This window comes from Aeromonas sp. MR7, from assembly GCF_963899385.1.
In the GTDB taxonomy this organism is placed as follows: domain Bacteria; phylum Pseudomonadota; class Gammaproteobacteria; order Enterobacterales; family Aeromonadaceae; genus Aeromonas; species Aeromonas bestiarum.
Map to the genome: position 1 here is coordinate 19,800 of NZ_CAWQXH010000043.1, position 19,654 is coordinate 39,453.

Here is a 19,654-nt window from a genome sequence, read left to right on the forward strand (position 1 = left end):
CGCAGGCAACCCCATGGGATGAGCCAGGGGTGGCTCAGCGGCACTGGGCGAAGGCGTCGGCCAGCTGTTGCATGAACTGGGGATAGCCATCCGGTCCGAGCGGCACCTGTTCACCCACCTCGTCCAGCAGCAATACCTTGGCGCCCGTGTTGCGGGCCACCGACTCAATCACGGCAGGGGAGAATTGCGGCTCGGCATAGATGCAGCTCGCCTGTTTCTCCTGCAGCGCCTTGCGGATCTCCACCAGCGTCTTGGCGCCGGGACGGCGTTCCGGGCTCACGGTAAAGTGCCCCTTGGAGCTCATGCCGTAGTGACGTTCCCAGTAGCCATAAGCCTCGTGGAACACGAAGTAGCCCTTCTGGTTCACCGCCTTCATCTGTTCGGCGATGAGCTTGTCCTTGGCATCCACCTTGGCCTTGAAGGTCAGCAGGTTGGCGCGATAACGTTCGGCATTGGCGGGATCCTGGGCACTCAGCGTCTCGCTCAGCGCATTGGCGATGACCAGAGCCTGGGTCGGCCCCAGCCAGATGTGCGGATCCACCCCTTCGTGATGATGGCCCTCGTGTCCATCGTGATCATGACCCTCATCGGTATGCTCTTCGTGCCCTTCCTGCTTGGCATAGTCGAACAGCGGCATCCCCTCAACCCGGGTAAGCGTCAGCACATGGGGATGCTTGGCCAGCGGCTTGGCCATGAAGCCTTCCAGCTCGGGACCGACCCATACCACTAGGTCGGCATCCTGGATACTGCGAATATCGGAGGGGCGCAGGGAGAAATCGTGGGGAGAGGCGCCGGTCGGCAGCAATACCTTGGGTTCACTCACGCCATCGGTGATCGCGGCCGCGATAAAGCCGAGGGGCTTGATGGTGGTCAGCACCTCGAGGGCACGGACAGGCAGGCTCACTGCCAGCAGGGCAGTGATCAGTGTAAGAATTCGCATAGAGATCTCGTCAGGAAGTGAGTGTGTGATAATATAACAAACCAACACTGTTGTTATATTATAACTCTCACAGGCTGTAAACCCCGGAGCTGTCATGACCCAACTGGTGGAGCTGAAAGAGGTCTGTCTTTCGTTCGACGGACGACTCGTGCTCGACAAGGTCTCCTTTACCCTGAATAAAGGCAAAATCACTACCCTGGTCGGCCCCAACGGGGCGGGCAAGAGCACCCTGAGCAAGCTGGTGCTGGGCCTGCTCACCCCGGATACCGGCGAGATCCTGCGCCGTCGCGATCTGCGGGTCGGCTATGTGCCGCAACGCCTCTATCTGGATCCCACCCTGCCGCTGACGGTGCGCCGTTTCCTGCAGCTCGGCAAGAATGGCCGTCTCTCCATCGAGGAGGCGCTCAACCGGGTCGGCGCCCAGGGGCTGCTGGACAACCGGATGCAGAAGCTCTCCGGCGGCGAGATGCAGCGAGTGCTGCTGGCCCGCGCCCTGCTGGTCAAGCCCGAGCTGCTGGTGCTCGACGAGCCGGTGCAGGGGGTGGACATCAACGGCCAGATCGAGCTCTATGCCCTCATCAGCAAGCTGGCGGCCGAGTTCAACTGCGCCGTGCTGATGGTCTCCCACGATCTGCACCTGGTGATGGCCAGCACCCACGAGGTGATCTGCCTCAATCGTCACGTCTGCTGTCACGGCGAGCCGGAAAGCGTGGCACGCCACCCCGAATTTGCCCGCCTGTTCGGGCGCCCCGAGCAGGAGGTGCTGGCGGTCTATACCCACCATCATCACTGCGACGGCGAACACCATCATCACGATGAGCAGGCCCCCGTCATCCGCCTGCCGTCTCGCAATCAATAAGCGCAGCTAAGGACATTCAAGTGGACAGCTTTCTGTTATATGCCCTCGCGGCCGGCCTCGGCATAGCCCTGCTGGCCGGGCCCCTCGGCAGCTTCGTGGTGTGGCGCAAGATGGCCTATTTTGGCGACACCCTCTCCCATGCCTGCCTGTTCGGCATAGCGCTGGGGATACTGCTGCAGGTGGATCTCACCCTGGCGGTGGTGGTCTGCTGCCTCGCCATGGCCATGCTGCTGGTGATCATGAGCCGCAACCAGCAGGTGGCGACCGATACCCTGCTCGGCATCCTGGCCCACAGCGCCCTGTCGCTCGGCCTGGTCACCTTGAGTTTCATGGATAACGTGCGGGTGGATCTGATGGCCTACCTGTTCGGTGACCTGCTCTCGGTACAACCGGTGGATCTGCTCTGGATCTACGGCGGCGGCGCTCTGGTGCTGCTCACCCTGTGGCGCCTGTGGGATCCCCTGCTCTCCATGACCATCTCGGAAGAGCTGGCACGGGTGGAAGGGATCCGGGTCGATGTGCTGCGCTGTGTGCTGATGCTGTTGATCGGGCTGGTGATCGCCGTGGCCATGAAGTTTGTCGGGGCGCTGATCATCACCTCCTTGCTGATCATTCCGGCCGCCACTGCCCGCCGCTTCAGCCAGACGCCGGAGCAGATGGCCGGCTTTGCCGCGCTGATCGGCTGTCTGGCGGTGTTGGGCGGGCTGACACTCTCGTGGTATCAAGACACGCCGGCTGGCCCTTCCGTGGTGGTCTGTGCCACCAGCCTGTTTATCCTGAGCCAGTTCAAAAAAGCCTGATAGCCCAAGCAGTTATAGTGCCATGCTCTGACGCGTCTCCATCATCAGCCATTGGCGCAATCGGCTGATGGCGGGCTCATGGGCCCGGGAGCGCTTGCAGGTAAAGTAGAAGGCATCCCCCGTCTCCAGCTGGTGTACCGGCAAGGCCACCAGCTGGGGATCATCCGGCCGCAGCATGTAGTCGTTCACAAACGCCACCCCCTGATCCCAGGCCGCCGCCTCCATCGCCAGCAGCACATGGCTGAAGTGGTGCATCCGCGCCTCGTCCGGGATGACCAGGCCGCCCGCCTTGGCCCAGCGCTGCCAATCCTCCCCCCGCGCCTTGTAGATGGACTGCACCGACAAGAGCGGCAGTTGCCAGATGGCCTGCGGCCACTCCCCCTCCAGCTGTTGCAGCAGGCGCCTACTGCAGACCGGGAACAGCCGCTCCCGGTAGATGAGATCGTGGCAATAACCGCGGCCGTGAGGCGAGACTGTGATGAAACAGTCAGCCACCCGATCGGAGAGCTCGGGATCTTCCGCCACCATCTCCAGGCTCAAATCCAGCTCGGGATAGAGCTGACGCAGCCCCGCCAGACGCGGGATCAGCCACTTCACCGCGAACGAGCTGTAGACCGCGAGCCGCAGCCGCATCTCGCCACCGCCGCGCAGCTGTTCGCTGCTCTGGGCTATCTGGCCGAGCCCGGCCGCTATGCCTTCGAAGTAGACCTCCCCCTGGGCGGTCAATGACAACAGCCGCCCCTGGCGCAGCAGCAAGCGCTCACCCAGAAAATCTTCCAGCAGGCGGATCTGGTGGCTGACCGCACTCTGGCTGACGTTCAGCTCGAGGGCTGCACGGGAAAAGCTGAGCAGGCGGGCGACCGCTTCGAAATATTGAACGGCGCGCAGGGGAGGCAGCTTCATTATCCAAAATTCTCATAGATGGTGATTTTTTATCATTTTACTGGATAACTGACCCCGCGCTACCCTGCCCTCATCTGATATGGGAGGTGATATGAATGCAGTCGGGATCGGAATCCTCTATCTGGTGCTGGGCAACATGGTGGCGGTCTTTTCCGATGCGCTGGTCAAGGTGCTGGAACCGAGCCAGCCCGTGTTCCAGTTTGTCTTCTTTCGCCAGCTCTCCGCCGCCCTCTTGCTGATGCCCTGGCTGCTCTGGTCCTGGCGTCGCAATCCGCCGGTGGCGCTCAAGTGGCATCTGCTGCGGGCCCACATCTGGGCGGTCGGCGTCTGCCTGATGGTCATTGCCCTCACCCGCTTGCCGCTCGCCACCGCCAACGCTCTCTTCTATGCGGCCCCGCTGATGATGGTGCCGCTGGCGGTGTGGATGGCGGGGGAAGCCATCTCCCGCCAGAAGGTGCTGACCGCGCTCATCGGTTTTATCGGGGTACTGATCGTGCTGCGGCCGACCGAGGTGAACTGGGCCGCGCTGGCGGCGCTCGGGGTGGCGCTCTCCATGGCGCTCAACAACTTGCTGATCAAGCGGATCCCGCTCAAGCAGCCCATAGCACAGACCCTGTTCTTCACCAACGTGCTGAGCATGCCCTTCATACTGGCGCTGGCATGGTGGGAAGGGGGAGACTGGCAGTGGCAGATGTGGTGGCCCGCCTTCGGCTCATCGGCGCTGATCATGGTCTATGCCGGGCTGTGCGTGGTGGCCTATCGCAAGGCGGAGGCGAGCAAGATCGCCTCGGCGGAATACACGGGTCTCCTGATGGCGGTCGCCATCGGGGTCTGGTTGTTCGACGAGCAACCGGGTCTGCCGCTGCTGCTGGGCTGCCTGTGCATCATAATCCCGCTGCTTGCCATGGCCCGCAGCAAACCCAAACCGCTGACGGAACCTGCGGTCTGACGCAGAGGCCAGTATTAGGGTCGCACCAGCAAGGGGGCGACCCTTTGCTGCAGATGGGGGAGCACATCCTGCTCGAACCAGGGATTCTTCTTGAGCCAGAAGGTGTTGCGCGGGGACGGGTGCGGCAACGGCAGCCAGGCGGGACCATAGTCGGCCCAGCTGCGCACCGTCTCGGTGAGCGAGCCTTTGCTGGCCTTGCCCAGATAGTACTGTTGAGAATACTGGCCGATGAGCAGGGTCAGCTCGATATTGGGCAGCAGCATCAACACCTTGTCGTGCCAGGTAGGCGCACACTCGGGTCTGGGTGGCAGATCCCCCGACTTGCCCTTGCCGGGGTAGCAGAGCCCCATCGGCATGATGGCGATGCGGGACTCGTCGTAGAAGGTCGTTTTATCCACGCCGAGCCAGTGACGCAGCCGATCGCCGGAGGGGTCATCCCAGGGGATGCCGCTGGCATGCACGCGGGTACCGGGTGCCTGGCCGATGATCAGCAAGCGGGTACTTTCGGCGCCACGGATCACCGGGCGTGGCCCCAGCGGCAAATGAGCCTCACATAACCGGCAGGCCCGGATCTGTTCAAACAGCGTATCGAGTCGGTTCATGGACCCGATAGTAACAGAATTTCCCCCTCCATCCTGCTTGTGAAAGCGTCAGCGGGTACTTATCATGCGACCACAAATGTTTAATTTAATAAACGGAGAGAGATGAAGAACTGGATGGGTACCGGCAGCGCGGCCCTCTCATTCGTGCTGTGGGGCATGCTGCCTCTCTATTACCAGTTCATGCCGGAGGTCAACATGTGGGAGCTGCTCTCCCATCGTGTCCTCTGGTCGGCGGTACTGCTGGGCACCCTCTTCGCCCTGCTCGGCTACCGGGTGCCCTGGGCGCGCCTGCGCAGTGAACCCCGTCAACTCGGCCTCATACTGCTGGCGGGCCCCATCATGTCCATCAGCTGGTGCATGTTCACCTGGTGTCTGACCACGGGTCAGGTGCTGGCCACCAGCCTCGCCTTCTTCATGACGCCGCTCTTCAATATCGTGTTCGCCGTGCTCTTCCTCAAGGAGCGGCTCACCCCGCAAAAGCATCTGGCGGTCGCCCTGGCGCTGGCGGGGCTGGCCTACATGCTGTTCTCCTACGGCCAGCTGCCCTGGTTCTCCCTCATCATGGGGGCCAACTTCGCCTTCTACGGCCTGCTCAAGAAGAAGGTGCACTACGACGCCGGCGTCAGCCTCTATCTCGAGGCCCTGGTCCAGCTGCCGGTCGCTTTGCTGATCATCGGCTCTCTGGCCCTGAGCGGCATGAGCCAGTTCATGGCCGGTGACTGGGCCGATCGGTTGCTGCTGATGGGCAGCGCCCCCGCAACCCTGCTGCCGGTGGGCCTGTTCTGCTACGCCGTGGCGCGCACCCGCATGAGCACAGTGGGGTTCCTGCAATATATAGAACCCAGCCTCGCCTTCCTGCTCGCCCTCTTCTGGTTTGGCGAGACGGCGGATCCGGTAAAGTCGGTGGGATTTGCCTTCGTCTGGGCGGGTCTGCTGGTGAGCCTGCTGCCGCTGCACAAACTCAGGCGCGGGGCCGGCAACCCTACTCAGGGTCTGCCACGATAGGATTCCAGGATGGCGTGCCACGCGGGATCCTGGTCCATCTGCTCGGCGATGTCGTTCAGCCGGGCATGCAGCTCGCTGCGGGATCTCGGCAGCAAGAGGTGGCGGGTATAGCTGGACTGGGGAAAGGGCGAGACGAACAGCTTGCCCTCATAGGCATCATGAATGAAGAAGGAGAGTGCCGAGCCCGGCACCAGCGTCACATCGATGCGGCCCCGCATCAGCAGGCTGAAATTGGTTTTGACCTTCTTGGCATCGTGGCGCACCAGCTCGCCCCGGGCCACAGCATCATCTATCCCCTGATAGCGATAGCCCTCTATGCCACCGAAGATCAGCCCCTTGAGTGAATCCGGGCTGCGATAGGTGATGGGTCTGGCCACGCTGGAGATGAGCTCGTTGGTGTCACGCATAATGGGAAAGGTCCACAAATAGCGCTCGCGCTGGGGATCCCCCACCCAGGCGGGATTGACCCAGGCCACCAGGCCGTCAAAGCCGGGATCCGACATCTCCAGCGCCAATCTGGCCCGATTGACCAGCCAGAGCTCAAGCCTGGGTTCTCCGCCGAGCCTTTCATTGAGATACTTGACCAGATCCCGGCTCAGCCCCGTCTTCTCCCCTGTCATGAAAGGGGGATGCTGATGGTAATCATAAACACGGATCGTCTCCCCCAGAGCCGGGACCGACAACAGGCACCACAACCAGAACCAGACTCGCATCGCACCTCCTTGGACTGCTTTTGAGTTTGGCACAGACAGATCGAATGAGAAAAGCAGCGATGGACACAGAACCGACCAGCTCACCCCCAACCAGCCAGTGGTCCCTCTATCTGGTACGCACCGCGACCGGCCTGCTCTATACGGGGATCAGCACGGATCCGGTCAGACGGTTGCACCAGCACCAGAGCGGCAAGGGATCCCGCGCCCTGCGCGGCAAGGGACCGCTCACGCTGGTCTGGCAGCAGATGGTGGGCGACAAGGGGGCGGCGCTGCGACTCGAATACCGCCTCAAGCAGCAGAGCAAGGCCTTCAAGGAGCGCCTGGTGCGGGAGCCGGATGGCTGGGCCGACTGGAGCCAGCCCTGGCTGGCGGCTGTCGAGCAGGCGATGAAGAGGTCACAAAAAAGGCCACTGCGAGCAGTGGCCAAGGCAGGATCCGATAGCAGGGAGGCTTAACGGTAGGTATTGGATTGCTTGCGCCGGTTGCTGATGAGCCAGCACACCACCAGCAGCACCAGCAACCAGGGCGCCAGCTTGATGATCAGAGCGAACATGCCGGCCAGAGCCCCAAACAGCACGAAGAGGCCGCTCACCAGCAGCATGGCCAGCACGGTAAACCCCGCCAGCGCCATGGCCACCAACACCAGCATCAAGACGATAAATTCCAGCATGTTCTGCTCCTTACAGGCTTCTCTTGCCGGCTGAAGGACCCTGGGGTCAGTCCAGCCAGCGCTTCAATTCACGACGGGGCGGCATGATCAGCACCGCCAGCAGATAGGCGGCCAGGGTCAGTGGCGGCATCAGGATCAGGGCGATCAGCGCCACTATCCGTACCGTCACCCTGGAGAGCCCCAGCCCGTTGGCGATGCCGGCGCAGACCCCGGTCAACTTGCGATGGGCAAGGTCCTTCGGCCAGGGCGTCATCTTTATGCCTCCACCTTCTGACCCTTCAGCCGGGCCAGTTCGCGCTCAATCTCGTCGTTCAGCTCCAGCTCGCGGAACTGGGCCTCCAGCGAGGGATTCTGCCCCAGCGTCGCCGCCTCCAGCTGGGCTTCCAGCTGATCGACCCGCCCCTGAAAGCCGTCGAAACGGGCCATCAGCTCGTGCATGCGCTGGTTGTCGACCTGGGCGCGGGCACGGATGCGGCTGTGGGCTGTCTGCTCGCGCAGGGTCAGCATCTTCTGCTTCTCGCGGGCTTCGGTCAGCTTGGCGGCCAGCCGCTCGCTGTCGGCGGTGAGCTGGGCCAGCACCTCGGCCACCCGGGCCTTGTCCTGCTCCAGCTGGTCACATTTTTTGGCCTCGGCCAGCTTCTCGGTGAGGGCGGCACGGGCCAGATCCTCACGCCCCTTCTGGATGGCGAGCTCGGCCTTGGCCGACCACTCCAGGATCTGGTGTTGCAGCGCCTGCTGGTGGCGTTCCAGCTGCTTCTGCTCGGCGATGACGCGGGCGGCCTGGGTTCTCATCTCGACCTGGACCTGCTCCATCTCCTCGATCATCAGGCGCAGCATCTTCTCCGGCTCTTCGCTCTTGTCGAGCAGGCTGTGCAGGTTGGCATTGATCACGTCGGTCAGGCGGCTAAATACGCTCATGGTCTGGTTCCTTGTTCATGGGGATGGCTATCTCTTCCCATAGCATTACAAGAGCCATGCCAAGATAATTTATTGTTGCTTTACAAATAGATGGGGATTCATTCGCAAGATACAAGCCGGATTTGTTGGTTAAAATTGCCAACAAGGTGGTGATTTTAACCAACAAAAAAGGGAGCCAGCGGCTCCCTCTATGTCATCTTTCGTTCAGACTCAGGCGGCTTGATGGCGACCCAGCTTGCTGTCCAGCTCGACCAGCTTGGCTTCCATCCGGGCACGGCAGTTGTCAGACAGCTCGCGAATGCCGGCGGCGCCGTGTTCCTTGCTGCAGACAGGTGCCATGACTTCCAGCAACACCTCGCCATTGTCCCAGCGGTTCAGATCGATCTGGCCGAAGTAGCTGGAGCAGACGATGGGCACCACGGGCACCTCGGCCTGCACGGCGGTGTGGAAGGCGCCGGCCTTGAACGGCAGCAGGCCTCGCCCCTTGGAGCGGGTCCCTTCCGGGAACATCCAGATGGAGGTGCCGTGATGCTTGATGCGATCCACCACCTGGCCTATGGTGCCGATGGCACGGGAGCGGTTGGAGCGGTCGATCAGCACGTTGCCTGAGAGCCAGAAGAGGAGGCCGAAGAAGGGCAGCCACAGCAGGCTCTTCTTGCCCACCGCCACCACGCCGGGCATGACGGCACCTGTCACTGTGAAGATGTCGAAATTGCTCTGGTGGTTGCAGACGTATACCGCCGGGCCAACCGACTTGACCTCGTCCGGTATGATGACCTTGACCTTGAGGCCGAGCAGCGGGCAGATCGCATGGTACATGCGGGCGAAGACAAAGACGTTGTTGGGATGACGCGGACGCACCAGACAGAGCAACAGACCAAACACGAACCAGAAAACGAGCAGCAGGGTAAGCAGCAGCACACGGGCAAGTTTGAGCATCGAACACCTCGGATTTTAACTCGGCGCAGTATACTGGTCCCCCTTTTAGCGAACAAGCGTTCGCCAAACAGAACCGACCACCCCGATGTTGCATATGGTCGCATCGAATCCTGCTGACTTGCTCCTGTCATTATTGATCGATAGGATATGCACCATTCAACAGGGTAGGGCGAGCATGATTTTGCGACAACGCGTGGCGACAAGACTCCTGCTGCTGGTCTGCATTCTGGTGCTCAACTGCGCGGCCCAGCCGCTGGCCCGGCTGGCTCAGCTCGATCAGGCCCTCAGTTGCCAGGTACAGCTCCTCCCCTCTTCCAGCGCCGATGCCGACGATGCACAGCCAGCGACGCCTCAGCCGAGCAGTTGCCAGCTCAATGGCAAATGGCTCAGTGCCGCCAGTCTGCTCTGCGTCGAACAGATCTTCTTTGCCATCGCCTTCGTGATTGCCCTGCTGGCCCCGCTGTCGCGCCGCTCACCCGCCTTGCCTCCCCCTCGCAACATATCTCCGCCTGAACGGCGGCTTCACCTCACTTTATGTGTCTGGCGAGAATGAGTTAGCCGCGGTTTACACCACCCTAACTTCCATTTTCAAGAGACAAAAACATGTCAAACATGATCAAGACTGCCCTGTTGATGGGCGGCCTGCTGTGGCAATCCATGGGGTTGGCCAGCGATACCGGCTGGCTTGTCAGCCCCCAGAACGATCACGCAAAAGTGCGGCTGCAAGCCGACGCCAGCGATCCCGTCCAAACTCGCGTGCTGCTCAGCCTGGCGCTCGAGTCCGGCTGGAAGACCTATTGGCAAAACCCGGGGGAAGGCGGCATAGCTCCTGAAATCTTCTGGGATACCCCTCAAACCACCCAGCAGTGGCATTGGCCCGTGCCGGAGCGATTTGACGTCAGTGGCATCTCGACCCAAGGCTATCAGAAGACCGTCAGCCTCCCCATCACGCTTGCCCACAGCCGCCGCGAGGCGCTGACGGGCACGCTGCGCCTTTCGACCTGCAGCAACGTCTGCATACTGACCGACTACCCCTTTACCCTGGCGCTGGATGGCACTGCGCCGCAAGGGTTCGACTTTGCCTACGCCCAGGCGATGAGCAAGCTGCCACAAACCCTGCCGGATACCGTCATTCTCAAAGCGGGTTATCAGCAAAACCAGCTGCAGCTGACCGCCGACAACCCGCAAGGCTGGCAGGATCCGCAGATTTTCCTCCAGCGGCTGGAGGGCGCCGAATTTGGCAAACCCGAGCTGGAGGTGCAAGGCAACACCCTGATCGCCCGCATTCCGGTCAGCGATGGCTGGCAGGGCGATGCGCCCGACATACGTCGCCAGCAACTCGGGTTTGTACTGGCCAACGGTGAACAGGCCTGGCAGAGCGAGTTCCAGATAGGTGAGCCGCTGACCCTGCCGAGTCAGGGTCACTCGCTGTTCTGGCTGCTGGGCGCCGCCCTGCTGGGTGGCCTTATCCTCAACCTGATGCCCTGCGTACTGCCGGTGCTGGCCCTCAAGCTGGGGTCGGTACTGCAGCTGGAAACCCGTGAGCGCCGCCCGGTTCGTTTGCAATTCCTGGCGGCCAGCGCCGGCATCCTGGTCTCCTTCTGGGCGCTGGCACTGATGAGCACGCTGCTGCGTGCAACCCAGGGGGCGGTCGGCTGGGGCATCCAGTTCCAGAGCGTCTGGTTTATCGGCTTCATGGTGGTGGTGACGGCGCTGTTCTGCGCCAACCTGCTGGGGCTGTTCGAGCTAAGGCTGCCGAGCAACCTCAATACCCGCCTCGCCACCACGGGCGGCAACAGCCTGGGCGGTCACTTCCTGCAGGGGTGTTTTGCCACCCTGTTGGCCACCCCCTGCTCGGCCCCCTTCCTCGGCACCGCGGTCGCCTTTGCGCTCGGGGCCCCGCTCGGTCAGCTCTGGCTCATCTTCACCGCGCTTGGCCTCGGCATGAGCCTGCCCTGGCTGCTGATCGCCGCCTTCCCCCGCCTTGCGCTCTGGCTGCCGAAACCGGGCCGCTGGATGGGGCGGTTGCGCATTCTGCTCGGCCTGATGATGCTGGGCTCCAGCCTCTGGCTGCTCAGTCTGCTCGGCAACCATGTCGGCCAATTCTGGATGCTGATCCTGATGGCGCTGATGCTGGCCGCCCTGCTGCTGGCCGTGGTGTGGCGCCACGGCATGCGGGGCGTGACTCTGGGGCTGGCTCTCACCTGTCTACTGGGCGGGGCCCTGCTGCTGGGCGGCGCCTTCACCATGGAGGGCAAGCCCCAGCGGGACAGCGTCAACTGGCAGCCGCTCTCGGAGCAAGCCATCCAGGACGCGCTGGCGCAGAACAAGCGGGTCTTTGTCGATGTCACCGCCGACTGGTGCATTACCTGTAAAGCCAACAAATTCAATGTACTGCTGCGAGATGACGTACAAAAAGCGCTGAGCGCCCCCGATGTGGTGGCCCTGCGCGGGGACTGGAGCCGTCCCTCTGCCAGCATCGCCGACTTCTTGCGCCAGCGCGGTAGCGTGGCCATTCCCTTCAACCAGATCTACGGGCCCGGCCTGCAGGGTGGCGAGATCCTCTCGCCCCTGCTGGACCGCCCGACCCTGCTTGCCACCCTGGCGCAAGCAGGCATTGCCACTTCTCAAGGAGACACTAAATGAAACCGACCCTGCGCACCCTGACCCTGCTGGCTTCCCTCTCTGCCGCCCTGCTGGCCCCGACCCTGCACGCCGCTCCCTTCACCCCGGAGCAGGAGGCCCGCATCAAGGAGCTGATCCGCGAAACCCTGGTGGCCAACCCCAAGATCCTCGACGAGGCGGCCGAATCCTGGGAGAAGCAGAACGCGGCGGATCAGGCCAGCCAGCTTGGCAACTTCATCAAGGGCAATCAGGATGTGCTGTTCAACAGCCCCACCAGCCCGCGTCTGGGTGCCAAGAACCCCAAGCTGACCCTGGTGTCCTTCACCGACTACAACTGCCCCTACTGCAAGCAGTTCGACCCTCATCTGGCCAGGTTGCTGAAGGCATATCCAAATGATGTCGGGCTGGTGATCAAGCTGCTGCCGTTCAAGGGACAGAGCTCCGCCAAGGCGGCCCAGTACAGCCTGACCCTGTGGCAGCAGGATCCCGCCCGCTTCCTCACCCTGCACGACAAGCTGATGAGCAAGCAGGGCATGCTGACCGAGGCGGACATCAACAAGGCGCTGGCGGCCACCGACAACCTGGCCCTCAAGCCTGCGGCCAAGGCCACCGAGGAGCTGCGCAACAGCCTGCGCATCGGTACCTTGCTCGGCGTGCAGGGCACACCGGCCACCTTGATCGGCAACCAGCTGGTCTCCGGCGCCGTCCCCTATGAGGAGCTGGAGCAAATCGTCAAAGCCGAACTGGCCAAGCAGGGATAAACCATGACAGAGACTATCACCACCCAGCCCCGCTGGCGGCGCTGGGGCAAGGAGGCGCTCTGGCTGCTGCTGTTTGGCGTGGTCATCTCGACGGCGCTGGACCTCTGGCGCAGCCCGGCGCTGCCAGAAGATGGCCCGCTGCCCAGGCTCACCCTGCAAGATGGCACCACCGCCGACCTGCAGGCCATGAGCCGGGACAGGCCGCTGCTGGTCTACTACTGGGCCAGCTGGTGTGCCGTCTGCCGCTTCACCACACCGACGGTGGAGCAGCTCTGGCAGGACGGTGAAAACGTGCTGACGGTGGCACTGCGCTCCGGCAACGCCCAGCAGTTGAGCAAGGGAATGGGCAAGAAGGGGCTGACCTTCCCGACCCATAACGATGAGCGGGGGGATCTCGCCGCCCGCTGGCAGGTGAGCGTTACCCCCAGCTTCCTCATCGTCAAGGACGGCAAGGTGGTGAGTACCACCACAGGCTGGAGTTCGGGTCTGGGGCTGAAACTGCGCCTGGCCTGGGCCCGCCTCCAATAACCGAAAACGCCCGGCCTGCCGGGCGTTTTTTCAACCGCCATCACACATGCCCCGCCCTCTTGTTGCCAAAATGGCAGCGATTGAAGCTTTATCGCTATTGGTAACTTGCTTGCCATATCGCCTCCTATTCATGGCGGAGCTGGCCTGTTTCCGTTAAAATGACGGGTTTTTGCCGTGCCTGGTTTCTCAAGCTCCACCATCAGGCGCCCGCAGTGTGAATTCCAAGATGCCAGTGATGCAGGATCTGCCATGAACAACTACTTTCGGGTGCTGGGCGTCAAGTCCAACGCCAACGAAAATGACATCAAAAAAGCCTATCGCCGGCTGTCTAACCAGTACCACCCCGATAAGCTGTTAGGGGCGAGCGAAGAAGAGCGAGAGCTGGCAGCCATCAAGCTGCACCAGGTAAAGCAGGCCTATGAAGTGCTGTCAGACCCGAAACAGCGGGCCGCTTTCATCAAGGATTTCAACAACGTCATCGTGACCGATCCCGCTTCTGCCATGCAGGAGATGTGGGACCAATTCTACCCCTGAGGCGCTATGCAGAAAAAATGGGACCAGGCGCGGATCAAAGCGCTGATGAGTGATGCCAGCGAGAACATCGAATCCTACCGGGATCAGGACCAGCCCAAGGCACTTGAGCAGTTCACCGGCAAGATGAAGACACTGCTGCTGGCCGACATGAGCATGCTGGAATTCATGCCCGAGTACCTGCCGCTGGCCCTCTATGGCCGGGTGCAGTTCCCGGCCAAGGCCAAGCCTGAGTGGATCAAGTGGCTCGGCAGTGGCGTACAACCCTCATGGGACGAGTTCAAAGTGTCGGTGGCGTTCAACAATGCCGACCTGCCGCTGGTGAAAGCGGTGCGGGCCCAGAGCGAAGATCAGCTGATCGAAGCCTGCGCCGTGCTGTTCCAGCTCGACAACCCGCTGCCGCGCAGTGGCCGCCATGCCGATGACGACTACGAGCTGCGTGACGACGACGATGAAGACGGGGAAAACGCTGACGCCGACTACAACGGTGATGGTGACGACGACGGCGATCAAGACATGTACGACGAAGTACGTTTCTAACTTGAGGCAAAGCATGCACAGTCTGATAGAAATTACCGCCATCGAGATCAAAGAGCTGGCCGTGATCGAGCCGAAACAGGCCAGCGAAAAGTTCGAGCTGATCGCCAAGACAATGTCCGACGACCAGTTGGCCGAAGTCATTGAACAGATTGATATCGTCACCCTGACCCAGATCAACGGCCAGCACGACATGTCGTTCCCGTCCATCATCTCCGAGCTGATGACCCCGGAGCGGATCCGCGACATCGTCTGCCAGCAGCCCCTCTACTGGGAAGAGGCGATCAAGAACAACGCCGAAGAGCTGCAGCAGCACACCTTCGACTTCCTCAACTACCTGATCCGCACCCAGGACAGCGACGCCAAGCAGGCGGAGATCCTGGAGTGCATCGCCGAGGATCCGGCCGGTCTCTTCTACCTCGCCATCCCCTTCATCGAGTTCTATCGCGGTGAACGCTTCGAGGATGACGAGGGCTTCCACGACACGCTGCACGCCGAAGAGGAAGATCTGGAAGAGGCACTCTCCTACAGCGACCGCCAGCAGAGCGAAAATGCCCACGACTACCCGCTGGATGACCCGCGCAGCCTCTTGATGCTGATCCGCGAGCTGACCCCCGAGGTGGAGAAAGCCATCAAGGCACTGCTGCGCAATGAGCACTCCAGCTGGGAGGGGATCATCAGCAAGTTCGCCAGCGAGCTGGTGATGCAGGCCAAAGAGAAGAACGACGCCTCCGACGAGTACGCCGAAGTCGACGACATGTTCAGCTTCCTGGATTGAGGAGCCCCGTCATGCAACTAGCCATACGCGATGTCAATCAGGGCCCCTTTCTCACCCAGGTGCTGCGCTTTGGCCTCGAGAGCGAACACTTGAGCGATCAGCAGCTTGGCCAGATCAAGGGCAAGGCGGTGCTGATGAGCCTGAAGTTCGCCGACAAGTACTACAACAAGTACAAGATGCACCTGCTGGAACAGGCCGCCCACGACGTCATCGGCGTGGTCAGCCTGGGGCTGCTGGAGCTGTCGCAACGAGATACCGCCAAGGCGCTGGCCCTGCTGCAGGCGCCGGAGGGGCCCATCAAGCCGTTCCAGAAGGGCTGGTCCATGCTGATCTCGGTCAGCGCCAAGCAGCCCGGTGGCAACAGCCTCTATGGCGACGTGGATGCGCGGCTCTTGGACAAGATCTCCAGCCCGCCGGACGTGGAGGAGTGGCAAGGCTGGCAGGAGTACGAGAAGGCACTGGTGGAGCACAACAAGGCCCGCCTGATGAGCCTGATCGATCAGCACTTCTTCGCCTGCGAGAACGACCACCCCACCATGGAAGACAAGCTGGCCGAGGCCCTGCTCTATCGCATCCTCTGCGGTCAGGGCAGCGGCGCGGCCCCCTTGAAGGTGAAGCAGGATCTCAAACGCCGTCTGGCACGAGAAATCGTGCTGCAGGAAGCCTGGTACGACACCGACTATCTGGCCGCCCAGCTGGAACTGCTGCTGGCGGAGCTGCCAAGCGAGCTGATCGCCGGTCTGCGTCAGGAGCTCAGCAAGGGGTTTGTCGCCAACCTGCTGCATACCCTGGGCTTTGTGCGCCAGTACCAGCTGCTGCAACAAGAGAACGCCTCGCCGGAGAAGCTCGACAACGTCGAGATGCGCGCCGGTCTCAAGCACCCCCTGCTCGGCTGGCCGCTCTACCACGACTTCTAGGGCGCGTGTTCGCCGCCCGCTCAGTCGCACCACAACGCCCGGCCCGCCGGGCGTTGTGGTATCTGGCCGGCGGACATCCTGGCCGGCCTACCTCGTTAGCCTAATTGGCCCCGTTTTTGGCAGGGATATAATGCATCCTTCCTACAGGCAGCAGGGGCCAGGCGTGAGCAGAAAACCCGACCGCATCACAGCGATGCAGCAGATCATCGATGCCGTGAAGCAGGAATTCCCGCTCTATCAACCGGATACCTTCAAATGCGGGCCGGACAACACCTGTATCGGCTGCCCCAAGAAGCTGATGGAGCTGGTGGATACGGATCTCAGCTACTGGCAATATCAGATCAACCGCGGCATCCCGCCCACCTTCGACGAGCTCTACCGTTTTGGCAAGATGTGCAAGAACATCCGCCGGGCGCTGGTGAAAAATGGCCGGATCCCCGCCTGATATTTTATAAACATCGGCATGGTTTCGATTTTACGGATTGCTTCATCTATCAGGACAAGGACTCCCCTATTACGTGATGCGCCATCGACAATTTGCGATAAAACACGCTGGTCGCAGATTCCGGGTTACAGGTCTCTGCAGCGGCCAAACTGTTGCCACATCTCAGTTCAGGAGGAAACGCCATGACTCAGGAAAGGATCCAGACCCGCTACCCCCTCGGTGGCCCCTTCGCCAGCCAGAGCGAGCTCGAGCAAGCCATCACCCAGGCCATCGAGACCCACAAGCAGGACTTCTTCCCCCTGCTGGAGCGACTGGTCGATGAGGGCAATCCCGCAGTCAACCTCAGTCAGGAGCACCCGCCGCAGGTGCTGCGCATCGAGCTCGATCAAGACGGCGCCCAGGGCCTGGCCCACTTCAGCTACGAATCCAACTTCTTCGAGTGCTGCCTGATCGTCAACGAATATGAGCAACACCAGACCAGCCTGCCCTTTAGCCTCGAAGGAGATGCGCTTGTCTTCGACCTTGAGTTGCCCATCAAGTGGAATTTCAATAACTGAGGGGTCAGCAGTGTGATGCAGCTTGTTGAGTGCATCCGACAAACCAGCTCCCCTCACCCTGGCCCTCTCCCAAGGGGAGAGGGGACATATCTGCCAGCCCGGTCCCTTCCGGCCTTCACTCATCACCAAGCCCCCCTAATGCCACCGCCACCCGATATAGCTGCGAGCAGCGCCCCCTTCTCCCACTCTTTGTCATAAACAAGGGGAGAAGGGTTGGGGATGAGGGAGGGCAAAAAAGCACCACCAATAACATTGCAGTAGCCGGTTTTCGCGATCATCTGCTCACGCCTCGCCAATCAAACCTGCGACCCTGCCACCTCGTCATTAATAAAACATGACGCTAATCGCTCACCACACATAAACGTTTAAGCAGCTGATATAGAAAAATGGGTTGAACAAGCGTCAGCGCTATGGTCAACCAAGCCACGGTAGCCATATTGCCCAGGTGACCATCGACATCCGTCAACAGCATCGAAGAGACTACGGCGGCTGAACCGCTGAATATATGTTGGAAAACATTCTGCAATGACATGAACCCTGCTCGTTCCCCGGGCTCGGCGACCTGACTATTAACAGCAGCAGCAGTGATCGTCCGCGTCGACGTTACTACCATGAACAAGGTAAAGATGGTCATGGTCGGCAACAAGGGGGAACCCAAGAAACCATCCCAGACAATGGCGATAATCAATCCCCCCACCCACATAGTGATGCGCATTGCGCCAAAACGGTCAATCAAATAGCCACCCAACTGCATCGTGAGCAAGCTGAAAACGCCACCCATGACATAGTACTGACTCATATCGCCGCGAGGCACACCGAGATTGAACTGAAAATAGGTTGCCATGTTCGGGACAATGAGGAAGGTACTAAAAATTGCCAACCCGATTGCCATAAAAGCATTCCACACTACAGGTCGTTTCAACATTTCAATGGATGAAAAAACCTTCCGGTCTCGCCCCAAGTGGGAGGTCATATTCGGCAGCCTCATAGATACCGCCACACTGACGCACAATCCCAATCCACCAAGGACATAAAAAGGTGCACTCCACCCTTTCAACATGGCCAGCTCCAGTCCCAACGGGACACCGGCAATGGCTGATAACGAGAAGGCCCCCATCACTATCGCCATCGCTCGACCACGTTGTGGTACTGGCGTGGCATCCACGACTATCGTCATCGCTATCGACGTTGCCGGACCGGCAAATATGCCTGCCAGCAAACGGGTAAAGAACAAACTTTCCATATTCCATGCTAAAGCGCACGCCCAGGTGGATAGCGTGACGCCCAGCAATGAGATCAATGCAATGTGTTTTCTATCAAATCGGTCTATGTATCTGGCACATAATAAAGATGATAATGCGGCGGCCAGTGCATATCCTCCCCCCAAATATCCTATATAGGTTGGACTGATATCGAGCGCACGAGATAAATCAGGCCCAAGCGGCATGATCATCATGAAGTCCAGTGTACTCACCAATTGGATAAAGGCCGCCAGCCAGACGCTACCCACATCCATCACAGCGCTATTAAAATGAGGTTTCTTACCTACCTTGTTTTGATCTGACATCATAGTGTTTACGCTCAATTTTTAGAGGCAGACAGCATACCCACTACCATCATCTATTTTTATCCTTTAGAATGGCACAGACTGTTATCATATTAGGGATAATCGATGCGCACAGGCTTGGACTTTACTTCATCAAGGATATTTATTGCCGTGGTTGAACAAGGCAGTTTTGTCGGTGCATCTAAAACCCTTCAAATCCCCACGTCAAATGTGAGCCGCAGTATCTCTCAATTGGAAGAAGCCTTGAACCTTCAACTGATTGAACGCACTACCCGCCATATGAAGCTCACACAGGCGGGGCAACTGCTCTATACCAGGGTGAAACCATTGCTGGAGTCACTGGAGCAAACCGAGGCTGAATTGACATCACAACAGATTCAGCTGAAAGGGCCACTGCGCCTATGCATTCCCAATGAAGCCGGCCCCAGGCTGCTCGGTACGGCCATTGCTGACTTTGCCTGTCAACATCCAGAAATAAAGATCAGCTGTATTACCAATCTGTCCGGACTTGAATCCTTAAGAGAGGATCTGGACATGGCAATCATCATTCACAGAGGCAAGCTGGACGATAGCGATTATATTGCCAGCCATCTGACAACCATTCCCTGCACTGTTGTTGGCTCCCCTTCTCTTATTCAGCGGTGCGGGCTTCCCAGCCACACGACACAGCTACAAGACCTCCCCTGCATTACTACGGTTAGCGCCCTGAAAGGCATGCCTTGGCAGTTCACTCGTACAAACAGTGCGTTTTCCACCATCCAGGTCAATGAACACTACCGGGTCAATAGTGGTGAACTGGCGCTAAAAGCCGCGATCGCCGGTGTCGGGTTTGCCATTCTAGCCAAGGTATCTTGCCAAGCGTTTATTGATGATGGCAGCTTGGTCGAAATTGAACTTGAGTTACCTGCCGCCCCATTGCAGTTGTTTGCTGTTTATGCAAACCGCCAATATCTACCGGCTAAAACGCGCGTATTTATTGATTTTATACGGGAAAACATTATGAATTATCAGTAGCTAGAACCGGTAAAGCCTCAACAGATTGCGTTGACTTCTCAAGATACCAAAATCCGGCTGCTATCGTTTTCGAACGCTGATTACGCTTCGCCACCA

General features: G+C 60.1%; 25 protein-coding genes. 16 read left to right on the plus strand and 9 right to left on the minus strand.

Features of this window, described 5'->3' with window-relative positions:
* Window positions 1-34 precede the first annotated feature (34 nt).
* The gene (znuA, locus tag AACW87_RS16075; protein ID WP_241325529.1) at window positions 35-940 is read right to left on the minus strand and encodes a zinc ABC transporter substrate-binding protein ZnuA; all 906 of its coding nucleotides are present in this window, start codon (window positions 938-940) and stop codon (window positions 35-37) included.
* Window positions 941-1,034: 94 nt separating this feature from the next.
* On the opposite strand from znuA, the gene znuC reads away from it, so the two are divergent.
* The gene (gene znuC / locus AACW87_RS16080; protein WP_042868263.1) at window positions 1,035-1,799 is read left to right on the plus strand and encodes a zinc ABC transporter ATP-binding protein ZnuC; all 765 of its coding nucleotides are present in this window, start codon (window positions 1,035-1,037) and stop codon (window positions 1,797-1,799) included.
* A 20-nt stretch (window positions 1,800-1,819) separates the two neighbouring features.
* Window positions 1,820-2,599 carry a zinc ABC transporter permease subunit ZnuB gene (gene znuB, locus AACW87_RS16085; protein ID WP_042868261.1) on the plus strand — a complete coding sequence of 260 codons (780 nt, stop codon included), beginning with the start codon at window positions 1,820-1,822 and terminating at the stop codon, window positions 2,597-2,599.
* Between the two features lie 12 nt (window positions 2,600-2,611).
* Here the strand turns inward: znuB and AACW87_RS16090 are convergent, their stop codons facing one another.
* The gene (locus tag AACW87_RS16090) at window positions 2,612-3,502 is read right to left on the minus strand and encodes a LysR substrate-binding domain-containing protein (RefSeq protein WP_043140387.1); all 891 of its coding nucleotides are present in this window, start codon (window positions 3,500-3,502) and stop codon (window positions 2,612-2,614) included.
* Between the two features lie 91 nt (window positions 3,503-3,593).
* Here AACW87_RS16090 and AACW87_RS16095 point away from each other — a divergent pair, with 91 nt between their 5' ends.
* Entirely contained in the window at window positions 3,594-4,451 is an 858-nt protein-coding gene (locus AACW87_RS16095) for a DMT family transporter (protein WP_043140389.1), read from the plus strand.
* Between the two features lie 14 nt (window positions 4,452-4,465).
* On the opposite strand, the gene AACW87_RS16100 is transcribed toward AACW87_RS16095, so the two are convergent.
* Window positions 4,466-5,053 (minus strand): uracil-DNA glycosylase family protein, encoded by a 588-nt coding sequence (locus tag AACW87_RS16100; protein ID WP_241325530.1) that lies wholly within the window; start codon window positions 5,051-5,053, stop codon window positions 4,466-4,468.
* Between the two features lie 102 nt (window positions 5,054-5,155).
* Between AACW87_RS16100 and rarD the strand changes: the two genes are divergently transcribed.
* Window positions 5,156-6,058: an EamA family transporter RarD gene (gene rarD, locus AACW87_RS16105; protein ID WP_241325531.1), complete on the plus strand. Its 903-nt coding sequence runs from the start codon at window positions 5,156-5,158 to the stop codon at window positions 6,056-6,058.
* Here rarD and AACW87_RS16110 read toward each other — a convergent pair.
* Complete coding sequence (locus AACW87_RS16110) at window positions 6,040-6,771, minus strand: substrate-binding periplasmic protein (RefSeq protein ID WP_241325532.1); 732 nt, start codon at window positions 6,769-6,771, stop codon at window positions 6,040-6,042. The genes rarD and AACW87_RS16110 overlap by 19 nt on opposite strands.
* Window positions 6,772-6,815: 44 nt before the next feature.
* Here AACW87_RS16110 and AACW87_RS16115 point away from each other — a divergent pair, with 44 nt between their 5' ends.
* Entirely contained in the window at window positions 6,816-7,226 is a 411-nt protein-coding gene (locus AACW87_RS16115; protein ID WP_277606807.1) for a GIY-YIG nuclease family protein, read from the plus strand.
* Here the strand turns inward: AACW87_RS16115 and pspG are convergent.
* From pspG to AACW87_RS16135, 4 genes are all read right to left on the minus strand, one after another.
* The gene (pspG, locus tag AACW87_RS16120; protein ID WP_043140399.1) at window positions 7,223-7,441 is read right to left on the minus strand and encodes an envelope stress response protein PspG; all 219 of its coding nucleotides are present in this window, start codon (window positions 7,439-7,441) and stop codon (window positions 7,223-7,225) included. The two genes, AACW87_RS16115 and pspG, sit on opposite strands and share 4 nt — an antisense overlap.
* Before the next feature lie 46 nt (window positions 7,442-7,487).
* Entirely contained in the window at window positions 7,488-7,694 is a 207-nt protein-coding gene (locus AACW87_RS16125; protein ID WP_043140401.1) for a PspC domain-containing protein, read from the minus strand.
* 2 nt (window positions 7,695-7,696) lie between these two features.
* Window positions 7,697-8,359 carry a phage shock protein PspA gene (pspA, locus tag AACW87_RS16130; protein WP_043554461.1) on the minus strand — a complete coding sequence of 221 codons (663 nt, stop codon included), beginning with the start codon at window positions 8,357-8,359 and terminating at the stop codon, window positions 7,697-7,699.
* Window positions 8,360-8,569: 210 nt separating this feature from the next.
* Entirely contained in the window at window positions 8,570-9,298 is a 729-nt protein-coding gene (locus tag AACW87_RS16135) for a 1-acylglycerol-3-phosphate O-acyltransferase (RefSeq protein WP_043554460.1), read from the minus strand.
* Window positions 9,299-9,473: 175 nt separating this feature from the next.
* Here AACW87_RS16135 and AACW87_RS16140 point away from each other — a divergent pair, with 175 nt between their 5' ends.
* From AACW87_RS16140 to AACW87_RS16185, 10 genes are all read left to right on the plus strand, one after another.
* The gene (locus AACW87_RS16140) at window positions 9,474-9,851 is read left to right on the plus strand and encodes a hypothetical protein (protein WP_043554553.1); all 378 of its coding nucleotides are present in this window, start codon (window positions 9,474-9,476) and stop codon (window positions 9,849-9,851) included.
* Window positions 9,852-9,901: 50 nt separating this feature from the next.
* On the plus strand, window positions 9,902-11,944 hold the full coding sequence (locus AACW87_RS16145) for a protein-disulfide reductase DsbD family protein (RefSeq protein ID WP_241325534.1): 2,043 nt from the start codon (window positions 9,902-9,904) through the stop codon (window positions 11,942-11,944).
* On the plus strand, window positions 11,941-12,684 hold the full coding sequence (locus tag AACW87_RS16150) for a DsbA family protein (RefSeq protein ID WP_241325535.1): 744 nt from the start codon (window positions 11,941-11,943) through the stop codon (window positions 12,682-12,684). Before AACW87_RS16145 ends, AACW87_RS16150 begins: the two co-directional genes overlap by 4 nt.
* Window positions 12,685-12,687: 3 nt before the next feature.
* Window positions 12,688-13,212 carry a protein disulfide oxidoreductase gene (locus AACW87_RS16155; RefSeq protein WP_241325536.1) on the plus strand — a complete coding sequence of 175 codons (525 nt, stop codon included), beginning with the start codon at window positions 12,688-12,690 and terminating at the stop codon, window positions 13,210-13,212.
* 249 nt (window positions 13,213-13,461) lie between these two features.
* Window positions 13,462-13,746, plus strand: coding sequence for a cold adaptation protein ActJcold adaptation protein ActJ (atcJ, locus tag AACW87_RS16160; protein WP_096119877.1), 285 nt, complete (start codon window positions 13,462-13,464; stop codon window positions 13,744-13,746).
* A gap of 6 nt (window positions 13,747-13,752) precedes the next feature.
* Window positions 13,753-14,283, plus strand: coding sequence for a cold adaptation protein AtcA (gene atcA, locus AACW87_RS16165; protein WP_241325537.1), 531 nt, complete (start codon window positions 13,753-13,755; stop codon window positions 14,281-14,283).
* 13 nt (window positions 14,284-14,296) lie between these two features.
* Window positions 14,297-15,058, plus strand: coding sequence for a cold adaptation protein AtcB (atcB, locus tag AACW87_RS16170; RefSeq protein ID WP_098982089.1), 762 nt, complete (start codon window positions 14,297-14,299; stop codon window positions 15,056-15,058).
* A gap of 11 nt (window positions 15,059-15,069) precedes the next feature.
* On the plus strand, window positions 15,070-15,975 hold the full coding sequence (gene atcC, locus AACW87_RS16175) for a cold adaptation protein AtcC (protein WP_241325538.1): 906 nt from the start codon (window positions 15,070-15,072) through the stop codon (window positions 15,973-15,975).
* A gap of 193 nt (window positions 15,976-16,168) precedes the next feature.
* Complete coding sequence (locus tag AACW87_RS16180; protein ID WP_277604567.1) at window positions 16,169-16,420, plus strand: hypothetical protein; 252 nt, start codon at window positions 16,169-16,171, stop codon at window positions 16,418-16,420.
* Window positions 16,421-16,602: 182 nt separating this feature from the next.
* Complete coding sequence (locus AACW87_RS16185) at window positions 16,603-16,977, plus strand: hypothetical protein (protein ID WP_241325539.1); 375 nt, start codon at window positions 16,603-16,605, stop codon at window positions 16,975-16,977.
* Between the two features lie 340 nt (window positions 16,978-17,317).
* Here AACW87_RS16185 and AACW87_RS16190 read toward each other — a convergent pair whose 3' ends face one another.
* A complete protein-coding gene (locus AACW87_RS16190; RefSeq protein ID WP_241325540.1) occupies window positions 17,318-18,562 on the minus strand; it encodes an MFS transporter in 1,245 nt (414 codons plus the stop codon).
* Window positions 18,563-18,649: 87 nt separating this feature from the next.
* Here AACW87_RS16190 and AACW87_RS16195 point away from each other — a divergent pair, with 87 nt between their 5' ends.
* Entirely contained in the window at window positions 18,650-19,558 is a 909-nt protein-coding gene (locus tag AACW87_RS16195) for a LysR family transcriptional regulator (RefSeq protein ID WP_241325541.1), read from the plus strand.
* Window positions 19,559-19,654 lie beyond the last annotated feature (96 nt).